Source organism: Sphingomonas sp., assembly GCF_036388435.1.
Taxonomy (GTDB): Bacteria; Pseudomonadota; Alphaproteobacteria; order Sphingomonadales; family Sphingomonadaceae; genus Sphingomonas.
On record NZ_DASVRV010000045.1, the window covers coordinates 1 to 18042 of the forward strand.

Below are 18042 nucleotides of genomic sequence, written 5' to 3' on the forward strand. Positions count from 1 at the left end.
GGTGGTGGCGATGTCGGCATGGCCCAGCATCGTCTGGAGCGCGCGCAGGTCCGCTCCGCCCTCCAGAAGATGCGTCGCGAAGGCGTGGCGCAGGACATGGGGACTCACCCGGTCGGGCGGCACGCCCGCCTCCGCCGCCAGCGCCTTGATCATCTGGTGCAGCCGCACCCGCGACAGATGCGACCGGCCCGACGGGAAGAGAAAGGCGCGGTCCGCGGCGACATGCGCGCGCCAGGCCTCGACCGCCGCCCGCGCCCGGTCGGACAGGGGGACCATCCGTTCGCGCCCGCCCTTGCCCTTCAGGATCAGATAAGGACGGTCGGGCGCGATCGCGCCGCGCGGCAGGCTCACCAGCTCGCTCGCGCGCAGGCCCGACCCGTAGAGCAGTTCCACGAGCGCGGAGAGCCGGAGGTCGCGCGGGTCGACCGGATCGCGCGCGACCCGCGCCGCGATCGCGGCGAACAGCCGGCCGATGTCGGGATGGTCGAGGATCCTGGGCAGGGCCCGCCGCGCGCCCGGCCGGGGCAGCGCGGCGCCCGCATCATCGGCGCGGTGCCCTTCCTCGGCCAGGAAGGCGAAGAACCGCCGCAGCGCCGCCGCCTTGCGCGCCACCGTTCCATGGGCGAGGTCGCGCCACCCATCGGCCAACCGCTCCAGCGCGGGCCGGTCCGCGCGCGCCAATCCGCCCTCCAGTGCCGCCGAGGCGAGCCGGAGGTCGCTGCGATAGGCGGCCAGCGTGTTGCGCGCCGCACCCGCTTCCGCCGCCATCATCTCCAGGAACCGGTCGATCAGCCCGCCATCGTCCAGCCGCTCGTCGGCGGGTGCCGTCACGCGCGTGCGGCCGTCACGCGCGCGCGATCGCCTCGGCGGCGATCATCCGTGCCTCGCCGCCCAGCCCCACCGCCCTGAGCGCGCCGACGATGCGGTAAAGCGCCTCGGGCGGAACGCCCCGCCATGACGTCGCCTGCATGCCGATACCCGCGAGCAGCGCGACATTGCCCTGCTGCCCCGCGGCCGCGGCACGGTCGATCGCGCGCGTCCAGCTATTCTCGCGTCCGATGCGCACGCCCAGCGCCTCCGCCCCGCGCTCGATATCCGCGACCGACAGGCGTCCCAGCCCCGCGAGCCCGGCAAAGAATAGTCGCTGTTTCGCCGCCGCGTCGCCCGATCCGGCATAGGAGCCGAAATCGCCATAGCCCAGCGGCGCGCGCGCATCCGGATCGGCCAGCACCAGCATCGCCCAGCCGTCCGATCCCTCGGTCACCATGTCCCGCCACCGGGCGGCGGTCCGGTCCATCCCGGCGCCCAGCATCGCCGCGATCAGCCGGTCGGCATCGGGATGATCCGCGCGGGCGGGCACCCGCGCCGCCGCGCGCGCGGTCAGCAGCAACCGGCCATAGCTGGGCCGCCCCCGGCCCCAGAGCGCGCGCAACGCCGCTTCCCGCGCCTCGGGGTCGCGATCGATATAGGCCGTGCGCAGATCCTCGGCCACCGCGCTCGCCGCGGCCGGCGCGTCGTCGTCCGCCGCCACCGCGCCGTACAGGTCGACCAGGGCCCGGCTCGACACGATCCCGGCCCCGGCCGCCGCCTCCGCCGCTTCGATGCGGTCCGCGAGCGGGGTCGCGGGCGAGGTCGCGTGCCAGTAACCGACCTGCCGTCCCGTCCCGGCCATCAGCTCGGGCGGCACCGCGACCCCCGTGGCGCTCGCCAGGCCCCATCGCCAGGCGGTCAGCCGGTCGACGCCGTCCCATTCGATCGTGATCGCCTGCCGACCCCCGGCCGCGCCCACGACCTTTTGCGCCAGCAGGAGATCGACGCCCCTGGCCGTGCCCCGCCGCCGTGCCGCCGTCAGCAACGCGGCCCCGCGCCCCGGCTCGCCCGCCAGCGCGGCGCACATGCCCTGTGCCAGGGTCCAGCCGCGTTCGCGCGTGACGGCCGCCGCCGCATCGGCGAGCGGACACAAGCCGGCGGGATCGCTCGCCGCCAGCATCGCGTTGAGCGCCACCTGATAGAGCTTGGGGGTGTAATCGCCCGGATCGACGCCCTGCACCACCGCGCGCGCGGCCTGCGCCTCGCCCATGCGCAGCAGCAGCCAGGCGCGCTCGGCCGCGAAGTCCGCGCCGTTGACATGGCGCGGCGTGGTCGCCCGCGTCGCCAATGCCCGCCTGAGCAGGATCGACGCCCAGCGCGACGGCAGCGGCGCGTCGAGGCGCCGCATCAGCCCTTCCACGAAGATCCCGTCCGCGCCCGCCCATGCCTCCGGGCCCAATCCGCCTTCGCGCGGCCCCGCGGGACCGACCAGCGCCAGCGATCGGCGCGCAAAAGCGGGCATCTCATATTCGGCGAGGATCGCGGGATCGATCGGCGACGGCGTGGCGCTCGGCGTTCCGGTCGGCGTGGGAGTTGGTGTCGGGCGCGGCACGGCGCCGTCCTCGGCCGGAACGGGCTGGACCAGACCCCCGCCCGGCCCCGGTGTCGCGCTCGCCGTCGGTGTCGCGCTCGGCGCGGGAGCGGGGTCGCCGAAGCCGGGGGGCAGGATCGATTCGGGCCGATCCTGCGCGAATGCCGCGCCCGCGATCATCAGCGCGAACGCGGCGACCCGCCGCTTGGGCAACGGCGCGAACGCGGCTGCGCGGCGCTCAGGAAAGATTGGCAAGCGACACGCTCTTCTCGACCTGGGTCTGCGGCCGCTCGGTCGCGCGGCCCGCGAGCAGGAACATGCCCCCCACCAGGACCAGCAGGACCAGGATGAGCAGGACGACGGGACGGGACATGTCGAAAACCTTGTTGACGCGGTGGAGCCCGGGCGCGCTACGACTTTTGCCGCCCGCGCCCGGGCCTGTATAGCGGGCCCGATCATGTTGCAAAGCGCCGTCCCGCCATCCCCCGCCCCCGTCTGGGCCGACCAGCCCATTGCGCTCGTCGGGCTCATGGGCGTGGGCAAGACGACGGTCGGGCGACGCCTGGCGAACCGGCTGAAACTGCCCTTCGTCGATGCCGATGCGGAGATCGAGCGCGCCGCCGCCATGTCGGTCGGCGAGATGTTCGAGCGTTATGGCGAACCCTATTTCCGCGACGGCGAGCGGCGCGTCATCGCCCGGCTGATGGACGGCGCCCCCAAGGTCATCGCCACGGGCGGTGGGGCCTTCGTCAACGCGGAGACGCGCGCGCTGATGCTACGCGACGCCCTGGTGGTCTGGCTCGACGCCGACCCCGCGGTGCTCGTCGGCCGGGTCAGGCGCCGCGACACCCGCCCGCTGCTTCGCGGTCGCGATCCGCGCCAGGTGCTCGAGGAACTCGCGCGCGTCCGCAACCCGATCTACGCCGAGGCCCATCTGCGCGTCTCCAGCCAGCAGGCCCCGCACGAGGCGACCGTGTCCGCGATCCTCCGGGCGATCGGGCGATGACCACGATCGGCGTAGCGCTGGGCGACCGGGCCTACCCGATCCTGATCGAGCCCGGCCTGCTCGCCCGCGCCGGCGATCACCTCGCCCCGCTGGCGCGCGGCCGGCCGGTCGTGATCGTCGCCGACGCCAATGTCCGCCCCCACCTCGCCACGCTCGAAGCGTCGCTCCGCGCCGCCGGGGTGCCGAGCGCGGCGGTGACCGTCCCGGCCGGCGAGGGCGCCAAGAGCTGGGCGTCGCTGGAGCGGCTCTGCGACCGGCTGCTCGACCTGGGCGTGGAGCGCGGCGACCACCTGGTCGCGCTGGGCGGCGGGGTGACCGGCGACCTGGTCGGCTTCGCGGCTTCGATCCTGAAACGCGGCTGCAGCTTCGTCCAGATCCCGACCACGTTGCTGGCCCAGGTCGATTCGTCGGTGGGCGGCAAGACCGGGATCAATGCGGGCGCGGGCAAGAACCTGATCGGCGCGTTCCACCAGCCGCGCCTCGTCCTCATCGACCCGCAGGTGCTGGACACCCTCCCCCCGCGTGAACTGCGCGCGGGCTATGCCGAGGTGGTGAAATACGGGCTGATCGACGACTCGGATTTTTTCGGCTGGTGCGAGGCGAACGGCCCGGCGCTGCTGGCGGGCGACGCCGACGCGCGCGCCCACGCCATCGCCCGATCGGTCGCGGCCAAGGCGCGGATCGTCGCCGCCGACGAGCATGAGACGACCGGCCTGCGCGCGCTCCTCAACCTAGGCCACACCTTCGGCCATGCGCTGGAGGCCGAGGCCGGGTTCGACGGCACGCTACTCCACGGCGAGGCCGTCGCCGCAGGCTGCGCGCTCGCCTTTCGCTACTCGGTGCGGCGCGGCCTCTGCGCCGCGATCGACGCGGAGCGGGTCGCCGCGCATCTCCGCGCGGTCGGGCTCCCCGACGGGCTCGCCGGCGTGACCGCGACCGGCGCCCGGCTGGTCGACCATATGCGCCACGACAAAAAGGCGAGCGGCGGCGTCCTGCCCTTCCTGCTCGCGCGCGGGATCGGCGGGACCTTTCTCGACCGCGGCGTCGACCTGGGCGATGTCGCCGCGTTCCTCGACGCGGAGCCGCGCTGATGCCTAACGGCGTCCGCAAGCAGGACCTGCCGACCAAGACCTGCCCCGCCTGCGACCGCCCCTTCGCCTGGCGCAGAAAATGGGCCCGCGACTGGGACCAGGTGATCTATTGCTCGGACAGCTGCCGGAAGAAGCGCTAGGTCCGCATCCCGACCCAGGCCAGCCACAGCCATCCCGCGATCAGCAAAGTCCCCCCGATCGGCGTCACCGCGCCCAGCCAGCGCGGGGCGCCGATCGCCATCAGGTAGAGCGAGCCCGCGAACACCGCCCCGCCCGCGACGAACAGCCATCCCGGCCCTGTCGCCCCCATCCGCGCCGCGACCAGGGCCGCGACCGCGTGGATCAGCTGGTACTCGCCGCCGGTGCGCAGCCATTCGGCGGCCTTGCCCTCGGCGCCGTGCGCGCCGAACGCCCCCGCCGCCACCGCGATGGCGCCCGACAGCGCCGCCCCCATCACCAGCATCATCGCGCGCCCTCCACGTCCAGCCGATTGTCGCGGATGAACTCCGCCAGCCCCGCGCGCACGTCGCCCGCCTCGCTCTGGCTCTTCAGCCGCCCCGCGTCGCGGACCCGGTACTGGTCCTCGACCCGGTCGATCTCGTCGTCGTCGATATGGAGCGCCGCCATCGCCATGCGGGCCATGCACACCGCCGATTCGATCACCTCGCGCACCGCCCCGGCCACCGGCCCGCCCGCGATGCGGATCATGCTGCGCCGGTCATAGGCGCGGACGAACACCGATGCTTTCGGGAACGCCGCCGCGACCGCGTGGAGGAACTCGGCGTCGATCGCGTCGCCATCGGGGCAGAACATCAACAGCTGCGCGTCGGCCGCGCCCGCCTGGCGGAGCAGGTCCATCCGCGTCCCATCGCCATAATAGACCTTGGCGCCGAACGTCCCCGCCGCCTCGATCATCTCGGGATCGCGGTCGATCAGCGTCACCTTGATCCGCTGGAGCAGCAGCATCTGCGCGACCGTCTGGCCGAAGCGCCCATAGCCGATCACCAGCGCGCTGGCGCCGTCGCTCGACGGACCTTCGGGCATCTCGCCCTCGTCCGGCTTGGGCTCGGCGCGGATCCGACGGGTAAAGCGCATCAGGAATGGCGTGAACGCCATCGACACCGTCACCACCGCCCCGAACAGCGACGCCGCCGCCGGATCGATCAGCAGCCCTCCTTGCGCCTGCGCGAACAGCACGAAACCGAACTCGCCCCCCTGGCTCAGCAGCAGTCCCAGCGCCAGCGCCTCGCGCCACCCCATGCGGAACATCAGCACCAGCCCGAAGATCACCCCCGCCTTGGTCGCGATCACCGCCAGCGCCATGGTCGCCACGAACAGCGGCCGGTCGGCGATCGCGGGGAGGTCGAGCATCATGCCCACCGCCAGGAAGAACAGCCCCAGCAGCACCGACCGGAACGGCTCGACATCGGCCTCCAGCTCGTGCCGATACGGGCTGTCGGCCAGCATTACCCCCGCGATGAACGCGCCCAACGCGGTCGACAGACCCAGCCACGCCATCACCGCCGCGCTCGCCACCACGGTGAACAACCCGGCGAAGACGAACATCTCGCGCTCGCCCAAGCCCCCGATCAGCCGGAACAACGGCCGCAGCACGAAGCGCCCCGCCAGCACCAGCCCGGCCACCGCGCCCAGCGTCTCCAGGCCCACGATCCATCCCGGCGTGGCGTCGGCGACCTCGGGACTGCGGCTCATCGCCGCGACGATCGCGATCAGCGGCACGATCGACAGGTCCTGGAACAGCAGCACCGAAAAGGCGCGCTCCCCGAAGGGCGTGCGCAGCCGCCCCGCCGATTGCAGCATCGGCAGCACCTGCGCGGTCGAGGACAAGGCGAGCGGCAGCCCCAGCGCGAGCGCCGCCTGCGGCGAGAAGCGCGCGAGCATCAGCACCCCCGCCAGCCCGAGCCCGCACAGCACCACCTGGAGCAGCCCCAGGCCGAAGATGTCATGCTTCAACCGCCACAATCGCTGCGGGTTTAGCTCCAAGCCGACCAGGAACAGCAGCAGCGTGATCCCGAATTCGGCAAAGGCGAGCATCGGCTCCGCCCCGCCGACCAGCCCCAGTACATGCGGCCCGACGACCGCGCCGGCGACCAGATAGCCCAAAGTCGCGCCCAGCCCGAGCCGTCGGAACAGCAGCACGCAGGCCAGCCCGAAACCGAGCAGGATCGCCCCGTCGCGCAGCAGGGTCGATCCGTGTTCCATCAGCGATCGCGCGCCTTGGCCGCCGCCTCGGCCGCCGCCTCGAAGGCGAGCCGGATCGAGGGGTGGCGGGCGCTATGCGCCCGCGCGGGCTCGAACACGCCCAGCCCCGGCCAGTCGGGCGCGTCGCCGCTTCCCGCGAGCCAGGCCGCCAGCGCGTCGCGCGCCTCCGCCAGCTCGCCCGGCGTCCGCCCCACCGCCGCGCCCGCGAGCAGCGACGACGAGGCCTGGCCCAGCGCGCAGGCGCGCACGAGCATCCCGACCGCACCCACGCGCCCCGCCTCGTCGAGATCGACGTCGACCGTCACCCGGCTCCCGCAGATCGCCGAACGCTTCTCCGACGACCCCATCGGGTCGGGCAGCCGCTCGGCATGGGGGATTTCCGCCGCGAGCCGCAATATCTCGGCATTGTAGAGGGGCGCGTTCATTCGCCGCCCTCGTCGGTCTCGTTCGCGATCGCGGGCTTCGTGCGCGCGCCGAAGACCGGCTCGCCCTTGCGGCGACGATCGACGAAATCGGCGATCCCCGCGCTCGTCGCGTTCAGCAGCGGATAGGTACGCGAGCTGCGCATCCATTCCGGCCGGCCCTTCGGCCCCCCGCCCATGAAATCGAACAACAGGGTCGCCAGCAGGAACAGCAGCGACGCGACGATCAGTCCCTTCAGCGCCCCGAAGCCGAAGCCCAGCGCCCGGTCGACCGGTCCCAGCACCGAGGTCCGCGTCCGCGCGCCGATCGCGTTGGCGACGATCCGCCCCAGCAGCCACGTACCTCCCGCCAATATGGCGAAGGCCAGCGTCGCGCCGCCGCTCGCCGTGCCCACCGCGTCGGCCAGCACGCGCGAAAGCGGAAGGTGGAAGATCTTGATCGCGAACACCACCGCCACCCACGCGCCCAGCGCCAGCACCTCGTAGACGAAACCGCGCTTCAGCCCGAGCAGCGCCGAGCCGAACACCGCCAACAGGACGAAGATGTCGAGCGAAGTCAGCGCCACGATGATCCTATCGCGTTATACACCGTTCGTCCTGAGTAGCCGCTGAGTTCATCGAAGCGGCGTATCGAAGGACCGCCGGGCGGAACCCGTCCTTCGATACGGGCCTTCGCCAGGCTCAGTCCCACTCAGGACCAACGGAAGGTGGGAAGCCGTCGCGCCGGGACTAGCCCCGCCCCAGCAGATGGTCAACGAGCGCCCCCAGCGTCCGGAACCCCGACACCCGCATCCCGCCCGGCTCCTTCCCCCCAGCCTCCTTGCCGACCGTGGCCGGCGCCAGCGCCCGCTCGAACCCCAGCTTCGCCGCTTCCTTCATCCTGAGCGCGGCATGGGCGACGGGCCGGACCTCGCCCGACAGCGCGATCTCGCCGAACGCCACCGCGTCGGCGGGCACGGGCCGCTCCGACAGCGCCGACACCAGGGCCGCCGCCACGGCCAGGTCGGCCGCCGGGTCCTGCACCCGGTATCCGCCCGCGACGTTCAGATACACCTCCGCCGACGAGAAGGAGAGCCCGCACCGCGCTTCCAGCACCGCGAGCACCATGGCGAGCCGCCCCGCATCCCAGCCCACCACCGACCGCCGCGGCGTTGCGCCGCTGGCGAGCCGCACGACCAGCGCCTGGATCTCGACCAGGACCGGCCGCGTCCCCTCCAGCGCGGGGAAGACGGTCGCGCCGGTCACGCCCCCAAGTTCGTCGGTGCCGCGGTGCGTCAGGAACAGCGCCGATGGGTTGGCGACCTCGCTCAGCCCCTCCTCGTCCATCGCGAAGACGCCGATCTCGTCGGTGCCGCCGAAGCGGTTCTTGATCGCGCGCAGGATGCGATATTGATGCGACCGCTCGCCCTCGAAGCTGAGCACGGTGTCGACCATATGCTCCAGCACGCGCGGCCCCGCGATCGATCCGTCCTTGGTGACGTGGCCGACCAGCACCACCGCGGTGCCGCGCTCCTTGGCGAAGCGGATCAGCTCCTGCGCGGAGGCGCGCACCTGGCTTACCGTCCCCGGCGCCCCCTCGATCAGGTCCGAATGCATCGTCTGGATCGAATCGATCACGAGCAGCGCGGGCGGGCGCCCCATCGACATGGTGGTCAGGATGTCGCGCGTCGAGGTCGCCGCCGCCAGTTGCACCGGCGCCTGACCCAGTCCCAGCCGCCGCGCGCGTAAGCGCACCTGGTCCGCCGCCTCCTCGCCCGACACATAGGCGACCGGCCGTCCCGAACTCGCCAGCTTGGCCGCGGCCTGGAGCAGCAGGGTCGACTTGCCGATCCCCGGATCGCCCGCGAACAAGGTCGCCGACCCCTCGACGAATCCCCCGCCCAGCGCCCGGTCGAGCTCCGCGATCCCCGTCTCCATCCGGTCGGGAAGCGTGACCTCCGAATCGAGCCCGATCATCTCGATCGCCCGCCCGCCGCCCTGCAGATTGTGCTTGGCCTGGAACGGCGTCGCGTTGACGGGCACCTCCTCGACGATCGTGTTCCATTCCGCGCAATCGGCGCACTGTCCCTGCCAGCGCGAGGAGACCGACCCGCAGGCCTGGCACACGAAGCGTTTATGCGGTTTCGCCATGCGCCGGATGTAGGACCGGGCGAACGAAAAGGGAACTCGGATCGTGGCTCGACCGGTCCTTGCCCGCGATATTTGGCGATGCCGCCCGCGCCCGCTATGCGCCCACCCGATGCAGCCCACCGACCTTCGCGTCGCGCTCTTCAGCGGCAATTACAATTATGTCCGCGACGGTGCGAACCAGGCGCTGAACCTCCTCGTCGGCTATCTGCTGGAGCGCGGCGTGACCGTGCGCGTCTATTCGCCGACCACGCGCACGCCCGCCTTTCCGCCGACCGGCGACCTGGTCGATGTGCCCGCACTTCCCATGCCGGGGGGGCGGGGCGAATACCGGGTGGCGCGCGGGCTCCCGCGCCGGGTGCGACGCGACCTGGAGGCGTTCGCGCCCAATCTCGTCCATGTCTCCGCGCCCGACCTGCTGGGGCACCGTGCCGTCGCCTGGGCGCGGGCGAACCGCATCCCGGCCTTTGCCTCGTTCCACACGCGGTTCGAGACCTATTTCCGCTACTACAGGCTCGGCTTCGTCGCGCCGGTGATCGAGCGTCTGATGAGGCGCTTCTACGACCGCTTCGACCGGGTGCTGGTGCCCAGCCCCAGCATGGCGGTGCTGCTGCGTGAATGGGGCGTCGTCGCGCCCATCTCGATCTGGTCGCGCGGGATCGACCACCACCGCTTCGACCCCGCCCGCCGCGACCTGGCGTGGCGGCGCGCGCTCGGCATCGCCGACGGCGACGCGGCCGTCGGGTTCCTGGGGCGGCTGGTCAAGGAAAAGGGCCTGGGCATCTTCGCGCGCGTCGTGCGCGAACTCGAACGCCGGGGCGTCAAGCACAGGGTGCTGGTCATCGGCGACGGTCCCGCGCGCGACTGGTTCGCGGCGCAGGTGCCGGACGCGGTGTTCACCGGATTTCTGACGGGCGACGATCTCGGCCGGGCGATCGCCTCGCTCGACGTGTTCTTCAATCCCAGCATCACCGAGACGTTCGGCAACGTCACGACCGAGGCGATGGCGGCGGCCGTGCCCGTCGTCGCCGCGCGCGCGACCGGCGCGGTCGACCTGATCGAGGACGGGGTGAACGGTTTCCTCGTGCCTCCGCGCGACGTGAACGCCTATGCCGACGCGATCGCGCGGATCGTCGCCGACCCGGCGCTGCGCCGGTCGATGGGCGACGCCGGCCACGCAGGCGCGGCCGGCTATCGCTGGGACACCGCCAACGCGGCGGTGCTCGACGCCTATCTCGACATCATGCGCGGGCGTTAGCGACGGTTTTGGCGAGGCGGCACCGGCCCGCTCCCCCACCCGGCCACCCACAGAATCATACTGGATGGGTGGCCGGGTGGGGGAGCGGGCCGGTGCCGGTTCCACGTCAGTGGAACAGACCCTACCGCAGCCGCTCGATCTTCTGCGCCACCTCGTCGATCAGGGCCGCCACGTCGTGCAGCGTCTCGTCCGAGAACGCCCCCCGCGTGAGGCGGTCGTGGAGCGCCGTGCGCAGATTGTTCATCGCGCGGCGGATCGGGGCGCCGTCGGTGCGCTGACGCTCGGCGCCCAGCTGGGTCAACCGCGCGATCAACATCTCGACCTGTTCGGCGTTCTGGTCCAGATGCACGCGTCCCTCGGCGGTGATCGCGAAGCGCTTCTTGGCGCCTTCCGACGCCTGTTCGGCGATCAACCCCATCTCGTCGAGCAGGGTCAGCGTCGGATAGACGACGCCCGGGCTCGGCGCATAGGCCCCGCCCGTCAGCTCCTCGATCGCGCGGATCAGATCATAGCCGTGGCGGGGCTCGTCCCCGATCAGCTTCAACAGCACCAGCCGCAGCTCGCCCCCGTCGAACATCCGCCGTCCGCGTCCACCGCCACCCCGGCCCCGCTCGCCCGCGTCCCAGGTGAAGGTGAACGGCCCGCGCGACCATTGCCCACCCCCGCGCGGCCCGCAGCCACGCCCACGATCCTGCCCACGATCTTGGCGGTCGCGACCACCATGCATTCCAATCCACATCGACAGTCTCCTGTGTATCTCGATGCGTCTAAGATACATCTTGGTAGATCACATGCAAGAGATTCGTACTTCGACTCGACATTTCTTTCGCGTGTGCGCCAACTCGCCTAGCGTCAGGCGATGGCCGATCTCTTCGCCGCTCTCGAACCGCCCCCGCCGCCCGCCCCCGACGCGCCGCTCGCCGATCGCCTGCGCCCGCGCGCGCTCGGCGATGTCGTCGGGCAGGAGCATCTGACCGGCCCCGACGGCGCGATCGGCCGCATGGTCGCGGCGGGGCGGCTGTCCTCGATCATCCTCTGGGGACCGCCCGGCACCGGCAAGACGACGATCGCGCGCCTGCTCGCCGATGCGGTGGGGTTGCGCTTCGTCGCCATCTCCGCCGTCTTCTCGGGCGTCGCGGACCTGAAAAAGGTCTTCGCCGAAGCCCGCGACGCCGCCCGCAAGGGAATGCGGACCATGTTGTTCGTGGACGAGATCCACCGCTTCAACCGCGCCCAGCAGGACGGTTTCCTCCCCGCGGTCGAGGACGGCACCGTGACGCTGGTCGGCGCCACCACCGAGAATCCCAGCTTTGAACTCAACGCCGCCCTGCTCAGCCGGGCGCAGGTGCTCATCCTCCACCGCCTGGACCGCGCCGCGCTGGAAAAGCTGCTGGAGCGCGCCGAGGCGGCGGTCGCGCGACCGCTCCCGCTCGACGCGGCAGCACGGGACGCCCTCATCGCCAGCGCCGATGGCGATGGCCGCTTCCTGCTCAATCAGGCGGAGACCCTGTACTCGGTCGACCTCCCCGCCCGGCTCGACCCGGCCGGGCTGGGCAACTTCCTCCAGCGCCGCGTGGCGGTGTACGATAAGGATCGCGAGGGCCATTACGACCTCATCTCCGCGCTCCACAAATCGATCCGCGGCTCCGACCCCCAGGCGGCGCTCTATTATCTCGCGCGGATGCTGACCGCCGGCGAGGAGCCGCTCTTCCTCCTCCGCCGCCTCGTCCGCGCCGCCGTCGAGGATGTCGGCCTCGCCGATCCGCAAGCCTTGCAGCAATGCCTGGCCGCCAAGGACGCCTATGATTTTCTCGGCAGCCCGGAAGGCGAACTCGCCATTGCCCAGGCCTGCCTCTACCTCGCCACCGCCCCCAAATCGAACGCGGTCTACTCCGCGCAAAAGGCCGCCTGGACCGCCGCGCGCGAGACCGGCTCGCTCCAGCCCCCGCTGCACATCCTCGGTGCCCCGACCAAGCTCATGCGCGACGCCGGCTACGGGAAGGGTTACGAGTACGACCACGACGCGGAGGACGGCTTTTCCGGCGCGCATTACTGGCCCGACGACATGGCCCCGCAACGCTTCTACGAACCCACCGATCGCGGTCACGAGAAGCGCATCGCCGAACGCATGGCCTGGTGGGAGGAAAGAAGGAATGAGAAGCGCAGCTAGTCTGGCTCTGCTGCTGGCCGTCCCGGCGGCGGCGCAGCAGGTCGCTCCCACCGAGCCCACGAGCTACCAGCGCGCGATCGCGGCGGGGTACAAGGCGCTGACGTTGTGTTCGGGAATCTTCACCGCGAGGCGGACGGAAAAGCAGATCGAGGCCGACGAGCTGCGCGGCATTTACCCCGAGTACGAAGCGACCGTTCGTACGCTCGACGCCTTTGTGGACCATGGTACCACGGGTGTGTCGGTCGGTTTCGACGCGGCCTTGCCTGCTCGTCGCGCGAACTGGGGACCCAGCAAGGGCTGCGTACTTCAGCCGATCGGTGCCGACGATCGTGGGATCATGTGGAATCACGGGCCGCCCGAGTTTCGCCCCTTCGCCGCGGATCCGCGCCCTTGGCCGATGGGCGATGCCGGCATCGCGCCCCGCCCCTCGGCGGCGATGTTCCGCGCGGTGGCGAGCGCCTTCGACCATCAGACCTACGGCGTGGGTTCGGAGACGGTCGGCGTGATCGTGCTGCGGGACGGCAAGGTGGTCGGCGAACGGTACCGCGACGGGTTCGGCCCGTTCACCGCGAATCGGACCTGGTCCGTCGCCAAGAGCATCGCGGGCACGCTGGTCGGCATTGAGCGAGCGGACGTGACGAAACCTGTGGCGATCGAGCAATGGAACCGGGACGCAGGCGACCCTCGCTCGGCGATCAAGCTCGATCACCTGCTGCGAATGGCGAGCGGGCTGCACGGCGACACCGCCGGCAACCGGACCGACGCCGTTTATTTCGGCGGCACCGCGATCGAGGAAAGCGTGACGGCACTCTCGCTCGAAGCGGTTCCGGGCACTCGCTTCCGCTACGCCAATAACGATATCCTCCTCGCGGTCCTGTCGCTCCGCAAGCCCGGCCCGCTCGGGGTCGTCCTCCGCGCTGGCCTCCCGAGTCGCCTGTTCGCCCCGCTGGGAATGGCGCATAGCGTCGCCGAAACCGATTGGCGCGGCGACTACATCCTTTCCTCCCAGGTCTGGAGCACCGCGCGCGACCTCGCGCGGCTGGGTCAGTTCTGGCTTCATGATGGGGTGTGGCAGGGCAAGCGTATCCTGCCCGAGGGGTGGATGCGGTACATGACCACGCCGTCCGGCCCGCAGCCGGCGAGCGGACCCGGCTATGGCGCGACCCTCTGGCTGTTCGGCCCCGCCCAGGGGCTTCCCGCCGGCAGCTACGCCGCCCAGGGCAATCGCGGCCAATATGTCATGGTGATCCCCTCCGAACGCCTTGTGATCGTCCGCCGGGGGGAGGACCCTGGCCGCGCCCGCTTCGACATCGCCCGCTTCGCCGCCGATGTGATCGCGGCGCGCTGATCCGCTTCATGCGCTTCGCCTGCTGGGACTGGTCGGGCGCGGCGGTGGCGAACCCGCCGGGGCTGGCGCTCGCGGTCGCCGAGCTCGCCGGCCCGCCCCGCCTGATCGATCGTCGCTGGTCGCGCGAGGACGCGCTGGCCTGGCTAGGCGACATCGCCGCGTCGAACGAGCCCGTCCTGATCGGCCTGGACCTGTCGCCGGCGTTCCCGTTCGACGAGGCGGGCGGTTACTTCCCGGGCTGGCCGGAAAGCCCGCGCGACCCACATGCGCTCTGGGCGCTGGTCGACGAACTCGCCGCGCGCGACCCGCATCTCGCCGCCGCCACCCCGCTCCGCCACCCCGAGATCGCGCGCCACTTCCGCCAGCACCGCGCGCTCGGTGACCGGTTCGGCACCGGCCGGCTGCGCGCCGTTGAGCGGCGGATGCGCGAGTTGCGTCTCGCCAACCCGTCGAGCTGCTTCAACCTCGTCGGCGCAGCGCAGGTGGGCAAGTCGAGCCTGACGGGCATGCGCGTCCTCCACCGGCTCGGCGGCGCCATCCCCGTCTGGCCGATCGACCCGCTCCCGCCCGCCGGTCCGGTGATCGTTGAGGTCTACCCGAAACTCGCCGCCATCGCCGCCCGCGTCCCCGGCGGCCGCAAGCTACGCGACCAGGCCGGGCTGACCACCGCGCTGCAGGAGTTGGGCTCCGACGACCATGCTCCGCTCGACCGCTATACCGACCACGTCACCGACGCGATCCTGACCGCCGCCTGGCTGCGCGCGGTCGCCGACCGCCCCGAATTGTGGTCGCCACCCACACTCACCTCCGAAATCGCGCGCACCGAAGGCTGGACCTTCGGCGTCCCCTGACGCATTTACGCGAACGCGCCGGTTTAGCTCAGTTGGTAGAGCGCCAGTTTTGTAAACTGGATGTCGCGGGTTCGATTCCTGCAACCGGCACCACCTCCCCCGCGTTGCGCACCCGGAATGATCAAGCTCGCCAGCTACAACATGCGCAAAGGCATCGGGACCGATCGCCGCCGCAATCCCGAACGCACGCTGGAGGTCCTTCGCGAGATCGACGCCGACGTGATCGCCCTTCAGGAAGCCGATCGTCGCTTCGGCGGGCGCGAGATGGTGATCGGCGCGCGCCTGTTGGAGGAGCATAGCGACTGGAAGGCGGTGCCCTTCAACATGCGCGAGCGATCGATGGGCTGGCACGGCAACGCGCTGCTGGTCCGCAAGTCCGCCGAGATCGTCGGCTGCGGGGCGATCCACCTTCCCGCGCTGGAACCGCGCGGTGCCGTCGTCGCCGATGTGCGGATCGGGACGGAGCTGGTGCGCGTCGTTGGCATGCATCTCGACCTGTCGGGCCTGTGGCGCCGCAAACAGGCCCACGCCATCCTGGCCCATCTCGATGCCGAGCCCGACCGCCCCCCCACCATCATGATGGGCGACCTCAACGACTGGAGCGCAGCGTCGGGCGTCCTGCGCGATTTCGGCCGCCATTACGCCTTCGCGCAGACCGGCCCCAGCTTCCATGCGCGCCGCGCGGTCGCCCGGCTCGATCGCATCATGGTCTCCCGTGAACTCCGCGTCACCGAGTGTGGCGTCCATGCCAGCGCCGCCGCGCGCAAGGCGAGCGACCATCTGCCGATCTGGGCCACCGTGGACCGGGACGGGCCCGCTATCCCCTGATGCGCGAAAAGGAGCTCCGCCTCGCGCTCGTCTGCTATGGCGGAATCAGTCTGGCCGTGTACATGCATGGCATTACCAAGGAGGTGTGGCGCCTCGCCGCCGCCAGCCACGCTCATGCCCAACGCGGCGAGCGCGCCACGGGCGTGGGCGGCGTCTATCAGGACCTGCTCGCCGAGATCGAGGAGGGTGCGGGCATCCGCCTGCGCGTTCTGGCGGACATCGTCGCCGGCGCCAGCGCGGGTGGGATCAACGGCGTCTTCCTGGCGCAGGCGATCGCGACGGGCCAGTCGCTCGACCCGCTCACCGACCTGTGGCTCGCCTCGGCCGATGTCGAGGCGCTGATCGACCCCGCCGCCGCTCCGGCCGGGCGCTTCTCGCGCGCCTGGGCGCTGCCCTTCGCCTGGCTGGCGGGACGGCGCGGGACCGAGGGCGCCGATCCCGCCGACGCGACCACGCGCGACGAGGTCCGCGCCAAGATCTCGCACTTCATCCGCTCGCGCTGGTTCGAGCCGCCCTTCGGGGGGGCGACGCTGACGGCGCTGATCCTCGACGCGCTCGCCGCGATGAAGGCGGGCGCCGTCGGCCCGCGTCTCCTCCCCGACGGCCAGCCGCTCGACCTGTTCGTGACCGTCACCGACTTCACCGGCCACCCCGAACGCCTGCGCCTCAATTCCCCGCCCGAGGTGGTCGAGACCGAGCATCGCTTGGTGCTCGACTTCTCCGATGGCGGCGAGCCGGCCGACACGCTCGCCGACCCGGCCGAACTCGCCTTCGCAGCGCGCGCGACCTCCAGCTTTCCCGGCGCCTTCCCGCCCTTCACCGTCGCCGAGCTCGACCGGGTGCTGGAGGGGCGCGGCGCCGACTGGCCCGGCCGGCTCGCCTTTCTGCGCCGCGTCCTTCCGCGCCAGACCGCCGCCGACGCGCTCGACCGGGTGGCGCTGATCGACGGGTCGGTGCTCGCAAACGCACCCTTCGGCCCCGCGGTCGCCGCGCTCAAGGACCGCCCCGCGCGGCGCGAGGTCGACCGCCGCTTCGTGTTCATCGACCCGACCCCCGGCATCGATCTGCGCGTCGCGCGCGGCGACGGTCCGCCGGGCTTCTTCAAGACGATCCTGGGCGCGATCAGCGACCTGCCCCGTGCCCAGCCCATCCGCGACAATCTGGAGGCGATCGCCGACCGCTCCGGCCGGATCGAGCGGCTGCGCGGCATCGTCGACGCGCTCCGCCCGCGCGTCGAGGCGGAGGTGAGCCGGCTGTTCGGCCGCACCTTTTTTCTCGATCGCCCCACGGCCACGCGCCTCGTCGGGTGGCGCCGCCGTGCGCAGACCGGCAGCATGGAGGCCGCGGGCTATGCCCATGCCGCCTATGGACAGCTCAAGATCGTCGCGCTCGTCGACCAGCTCGCCGCGCTGCTCGCCCAGGTTTCGCGGGACCCGCGCCCCCAACGCCGCGACCTGATCCGCACCGCGATCACCGCGCATCTCACCCGGCTCGGCACGCTCGCCGATCCCGCCGGCGCCCCCGCCATCGACTTCCTGCGGACCTTCGACGCCGGGTTCCGCATCCGCCGCCTGCGCCTGCTCGCCCGCCGCCTCGCCGAGGTGGAGACGGATCATGGCGACCCCGCCCTGCCGGCGATGCGCCGCGCCATCTATCAGTCGCTCGCCGGCTATCTCGACGGCAAGCGCCCGCTCGGGCATGTCGCGCTCCGTCCGCTCCTGCGCCGCGCGCGCGGCGAGGTGGCGCCGCTCCTCGACGCGCTCGCCGCCTCACTCGACCTGACCCGGCTCGACTCGGAAACCGACGCGCACCTCGCCGAAGCGCTCGCCGCGCTCCCCCGCGAGCCGCGTCGCCAGCTTCTCCTCGCCTATCTCGGCTTTCCCTATTTCGACACGGCGACGCTGCCCCTCCTCCAGGGCGAGGGACTGGACGAGTTCGACCCGATCAAGGTCGACCGCATCGCCCCCGACGACGCCCGGTCGATCCGCGAAGGCGGCGCGGCGGCGACGCTCAAGGGCATCCAGTTCAACAATTTCGGCGCCTTCTTTTCGCGCGCGTTTCGCGAGAACGACTATCTCTGGGGTCGCCTCCACGGGGCCGAGCGGATGATCGATATCACCGTCTCCGCGCTGCCCGAAGGCGTGCGGCTCAAACCAGGGCGGATATCCGTGATCAAGCGCTCGGCGTTTCTGGCGATATTGGGCGAGGAGGAGGAACGGCTCACCGCGATCCCCGCATTGTTCGCGACGCTCCGTCGCGAGATCGGCTAGCCGGCGAAGGCGAGGCGGCCGAGGCGAGGTGACAGGGGCGCCCGCCC

At 71.7% G+C, this 18042-nt stretch carries 18 protein-coding genes and 1 tRNA gene; 10 read left to right on the forward strand and 9 right to left on the reverse strand.

From position 1 onward, the window contains the following. The 3 genes from VF592_RS09550 to VF592_RS09560 all read right to left on the reverse strand — a co-directional run. The coding region (locus VF592_RS09550; protein WP_414714201.1) for a tyrosine-type recombinase/integrase at positions 1 to 771 on the reverse strand (771 nt) is incomplete at its 3' end. Between the two features lie 73 nt (positions 772 to 844). Next, positions 845 to 2656, reverse strand: a complete 1812-nt coding sequence (locus VF592_RS09555; protein WP_331005397.1) for a hypothetical protein — start codon at positions 2654 to 2656, stop codon at positions 845 to 847. After that, entirely contained in the window at positions 2640 to 2774 is a 135-nt protein-coding gene (locus VF592_RS09560; protein ID WP_331005398.1) for a hypothetical protein, read from the reverse strand. Before VF592_RS09560 ends, VF592_RS09555 begins: the two co-directional genes overlap by 17 nt. An 84-nt stretch (positions 2775 to 2858) precedes the next feature. Here VF592_RS09560 and VF592_RS09565 point away from each other — a divergent pair, with 84 nt between their 5' ends. Genes VF592_RS09565 through VF592_RS09575 form a run of 3 tightly spaced genes read left to right on the forward strand, consistent with a single transcriptional unit; the run spans position 2859 to position 4638 of the window. After that, on the forward strand, positions 2859 to 3407 hold the full coding sequence (locus VF592_RS09565) for a shikimate kinase (RefSeq protein ID WP_331005399.1): 549 nt from the start codon (positions 2859 to 2861) through the stop codon (positions 3405 to 3407). Continuing rightward, on the forward strand, positions 3404 to 4498 hold the full coding sequence (gene aroB, locus VF592_RS09570) for a 3-dehydroquinate synthase (protein WP_331005400.1): 1095 nt from the start codon (positions 3404 to 3406) through the stop codon (positions 4496 to 4498). The genes VF592_RS09565 and aroB overlap by 4 nt, the downstream gene beginning before the upstream one ends. Beyond that, positions 4498 to 4638, forward strand: coding sequence for a DUF2256 domain-containing protein (locus VF592_RS09575; RefSeq protein WP_331005401.1), 141 nt, complete (start codon positions 4498 to 4500; stop codon positions 4636 to 4638). The genes aroB and VF592_RS09575 overlap by 1 nt, the downstream gene beginning before the upstream one ends. Here VF592_RS09575 and VF592_RS09580 read toward each other — a convergent pair. The 5 genes from VF592_RS09580 to radA form a co-directional block, all read right to left on the reverse strand. Continuing rightward, a complete protein-coding gene (locus tag VF592_RS09580; RefSeq protein WP_331005443.1) occupies positions 4635 to 4961 on the reverse strand; it encodes a DUF423 domain-containing protein in 327 nt (108 codons plus the stop codon). The two genes, VF592_RS09575 and VF592_RS09580, sit on opposite strands and share 4 nt — an antisense overlap. After that, a complete protein-coding gene (locus tag VF592_RS09585) occupies positions 4961 to 6721 on the reverse strand; it encodes a cation:proton antiporter (RefSeq protein ID WP_331005402.1) in 1761 nt (586 codons plus the stop codon). Before VF592_RS09585 ends, VF592_RS09580 begins: the two co-directional genes overlap by 1 nt. Beyond that, positions 6721 to 7146, reverse strand: coding sequence for an iron-sulfur cluster assembly scaffold protein (locus VF592_RS09590; protein WP_331005403.1), 426 nt, complete (start codon positions 7144 to 7146; stop codon positions 6721 to 6723). Before VF592_RS09590 ends, VF592_RS09585 begins: the two co-directional genes overlap by 1 nt. Continuing rightward, positions 7143 to 7709, reverse strand: a complete 567-nt coding sequence (locus VF592_RS09595; RefSeq protein ID WP_331005404.1) for a CvpA family protein — start codon at positions 7707 to 7709, stop codon at positions 7143 to 7145. Before VF592_RS09595 ends, VF592_RS09590 begins: the two co-directional genes overlap by 4 nt. A 163-nt stretch (positions 7710 to 7872) precedes the next feature. Next, positions 7873 to 9273, reverse strand: a complete 1401-nt coding sequence (gene radA / locus VF592_RS09600) for a DNA repair protein RadA (protein ID WP_331005405.1) — start codon at positions 9271 to 9273, stop codon at positions 7873 to 7875. A gap of 109 nt (positions 9274 to 9382) precedes the next feature. On the opposite strand from radA, the gene VF592_RS09605 reads away from it, so the two are divergent. Next, the gene (locus VF592_RS09605) at positions 9383 to 10528 is read left to right on the forward strand and encodes a glycosyltransferase family 1 protein (protein WP_331005406.1); all 1146 of its coding nucleotides are present in this window, start codon (positions 9383 to 9385) and stop codon (positions 10526 to 10528) included. Positions 10529 to 10649: 121 nt separating this feature from the next. Here the strand turns inward: VF592_RS09605 and VF592_RS09610 are convergent, their stop codons facing one another. Continuing rightward, on the reverse strand, positions 10650 to 11267 hold the full coding sequence (locus VF592_RS09610) for a PadR family transcriptional regulator (protein ID WP_331005407.1): 618 nt from the start codon (positions 11265 to 11267) through the stop codon (positions 10650 to 10652). 120 nt (positions 11268 to 11387) lie between these two features. Here VF592_RS09610 and VF592_RS09615 point away from each other — a divergent pair, with 120 nt between their 5' ends. The 6 genes from VF592_RS09615 (at position 11388) to VF592_RS09640 (ending at position 17995) form a co-directional block, all read left to right on the forward strand. After that, positions 11388 to 12698 carry a replication-associated recombination protein A gene (locus VF592_RS09615; protein WP_331005408.1) on the forward strand — a complete coding sequence of 437 codons (1311 nt, stop codon included), beginning with the start codon at positions 11388 to 11390 and terminating at the stop codon, positions 12696 to 12698. Continuing rightward, positions 12682 to 14046: a serine hydrolase gene (locus VF592_RS09620; RefSeq protein ID WP_331005409.1), complete on the forward strand. Its 1365-nt coding sequence runs from the start codon at positions 12682 to 12684 to the stop codon at positions 14044 to 14046. The genes VF592_RS09615 and VF592_RS09620 overlap by 17 nt, the downstream gene beginning before the upstream one ends. 8 nt (positions 14047 to 14054) lie before the next feature. Further along, positions 14055 to 14897 carry a hypothetical protein gene (locus VF592_RS09625; protein ID WP_331005410.1) on the forward strand — a complete coding sequence of 281 codons (843 nt, stop codon included), beginning with the start codon at positions 14055 to 14057 and terminating at the stop codon, positions 14895 to 14897. Between the two features lie 17 nt (positions 14898 to 14914). Further along, a tRNA-Thr gene (locus tag VF592_RS09630) sits at positions 14915 to 14990 on the forward strand. 24 nt (positions 14991 to 15014) lie between these two features. Then, positions 15015 to 15725 carry an endonuclease/exonuclease/phosphatase family protein gene (locus VF592_RS09635; RefSeq protein WP_331005411.1) on the forward strand — a complete coding sequence of 237 codons (711 nt, stop codon included), beginning with the start codon at positions 15015 to 15017 and terminating at the stop codon, positions 15723 to 15725. Next, complete coding sequence (locus VF592_RS09640) at positions 15725 to 17995, forward strand: patatin-like protein (RefSeq protein ID WP_331005412.1); 2271 nt, start codon at positions 15725 to 15727, stop codon at positions 17993 to 17995. The genes VF592_RS09635 and VF592_RS09640 overlap by 1 nt, the downstream gene beginning before the upstream one ends. The last annotated feature ends 47 nt before the right edge of the window (positions 17996 to 18042 follow it).

Excerpts from the sequence above, each read along its gene's own strand:
- VF592_RS09560 (WP_331005398.1), bottom strand. The coding sequence starts at position 2,774 with ATGTCCCGTCCCGTCGTCCTGCTCATCCTGGTCCTGCTGGTCCTGGTG.
- VF592_RS09565 (WP_331005399.1), top strand. The coding sequence starts at position 2,859 with ATGTTGCAAAGCGCCGTCCCGCCATCCCCCGCCCCCGTCTGGGCCGAC.
- aroB (WP_331005400.1), top strand. The coding sequence starts at position 3,404 with ATGACCACGATCGGCGTAGCGCTGGGCGACCGGGCCTACCCGATCCTG.
- VF592_RS09575 (WP_331005401.1), top strand. The coding sequence starts at position 4,498 with ATGCCTAACGGCGTCCGCAAGCAGGACCTGCCGACCAAGACCTGCCCC.
- VF592_RS09580 (WP_331005443.1), bottom strand. The coding sequence starts at position 4,961 with ATGCTGGTGATGGGGGCGGCGCTGTCGGGCGCCATCGCGGTGGCGGCG.
- VF592_RS09585 (WP_331005402.1), bottom strand. The coding sequence starts at position 6,721 with ATGGAACACGGATCGACCCTGCTGCGCGACGGGGCGATCCTGCTCGGT.
- VF592_RS09590 (WP_331005403.1), bottom strand. The coding sequence starts at position 7,146 with ATGAACGCGCCCCTCTACAATGCCGAGATATTGCGGCTCGCGGCGGAA.
- radA (WP_331005405.1), bottom strand. The coding sequence starts at position 9,273 with ATGGCGAAACCGCATAAACGCTTCGTGTGCCAGGCCTGCGGGTCGGTC.
- VF592_RS09605 (WP_331005406.1), top strand. The coding sequence starts at position 9,383 with ATGCAGCCCACCGACCTTCGCGTCGCGCTCTTCAGCGGCAATTACAAT.
- VF592_RS09610 (WP_331005407.1), bottom strand. The coding sequence starts at position 11,267 with ATGTGGATTGGAATGCATGGTGGTCGCGACCGCCAAGATCGTGGGCAG.
- VF592_RS09615 (WP_331005408.1), top strand. The coding sequence starts at position 11,388 with ATGGCCGATCTCTTCGCCGCTCTCGAACCGCCCCCGCCGCCCGCCCCC.
- VF592_RS09620 (WP_331005409.1), top strand. The coding sequence starts at position 12,682 with ATGAGAAGCGCAGCTAGTCTGGCTCTGCTGCTGGCCGTCCCGGCGGCG.
- VF592_RS09625 (WP_331005410.1), top strand. The coding sequence starts at position 14,055 with ATGCGCTTCGCCTGCTGGGACTGGTCGGGCGCGGCGGTGGCGAACCCG.
- VF592_RS09635 (WP_331005411.1), top strand. The coding sequence starts at position 15,015 with ATGATCAAGCTCGCCAGCTACAACATGCGCAAAGGCATCGGGACCGAT.
- VF592_RS09640 (WP_331005412.1), top strand. The coding sequence starts at position 15,725 with ATGCGCGAAAAGGAGCTCCGCCTCGCGCTCGTCTGCTATGGCGGAATC.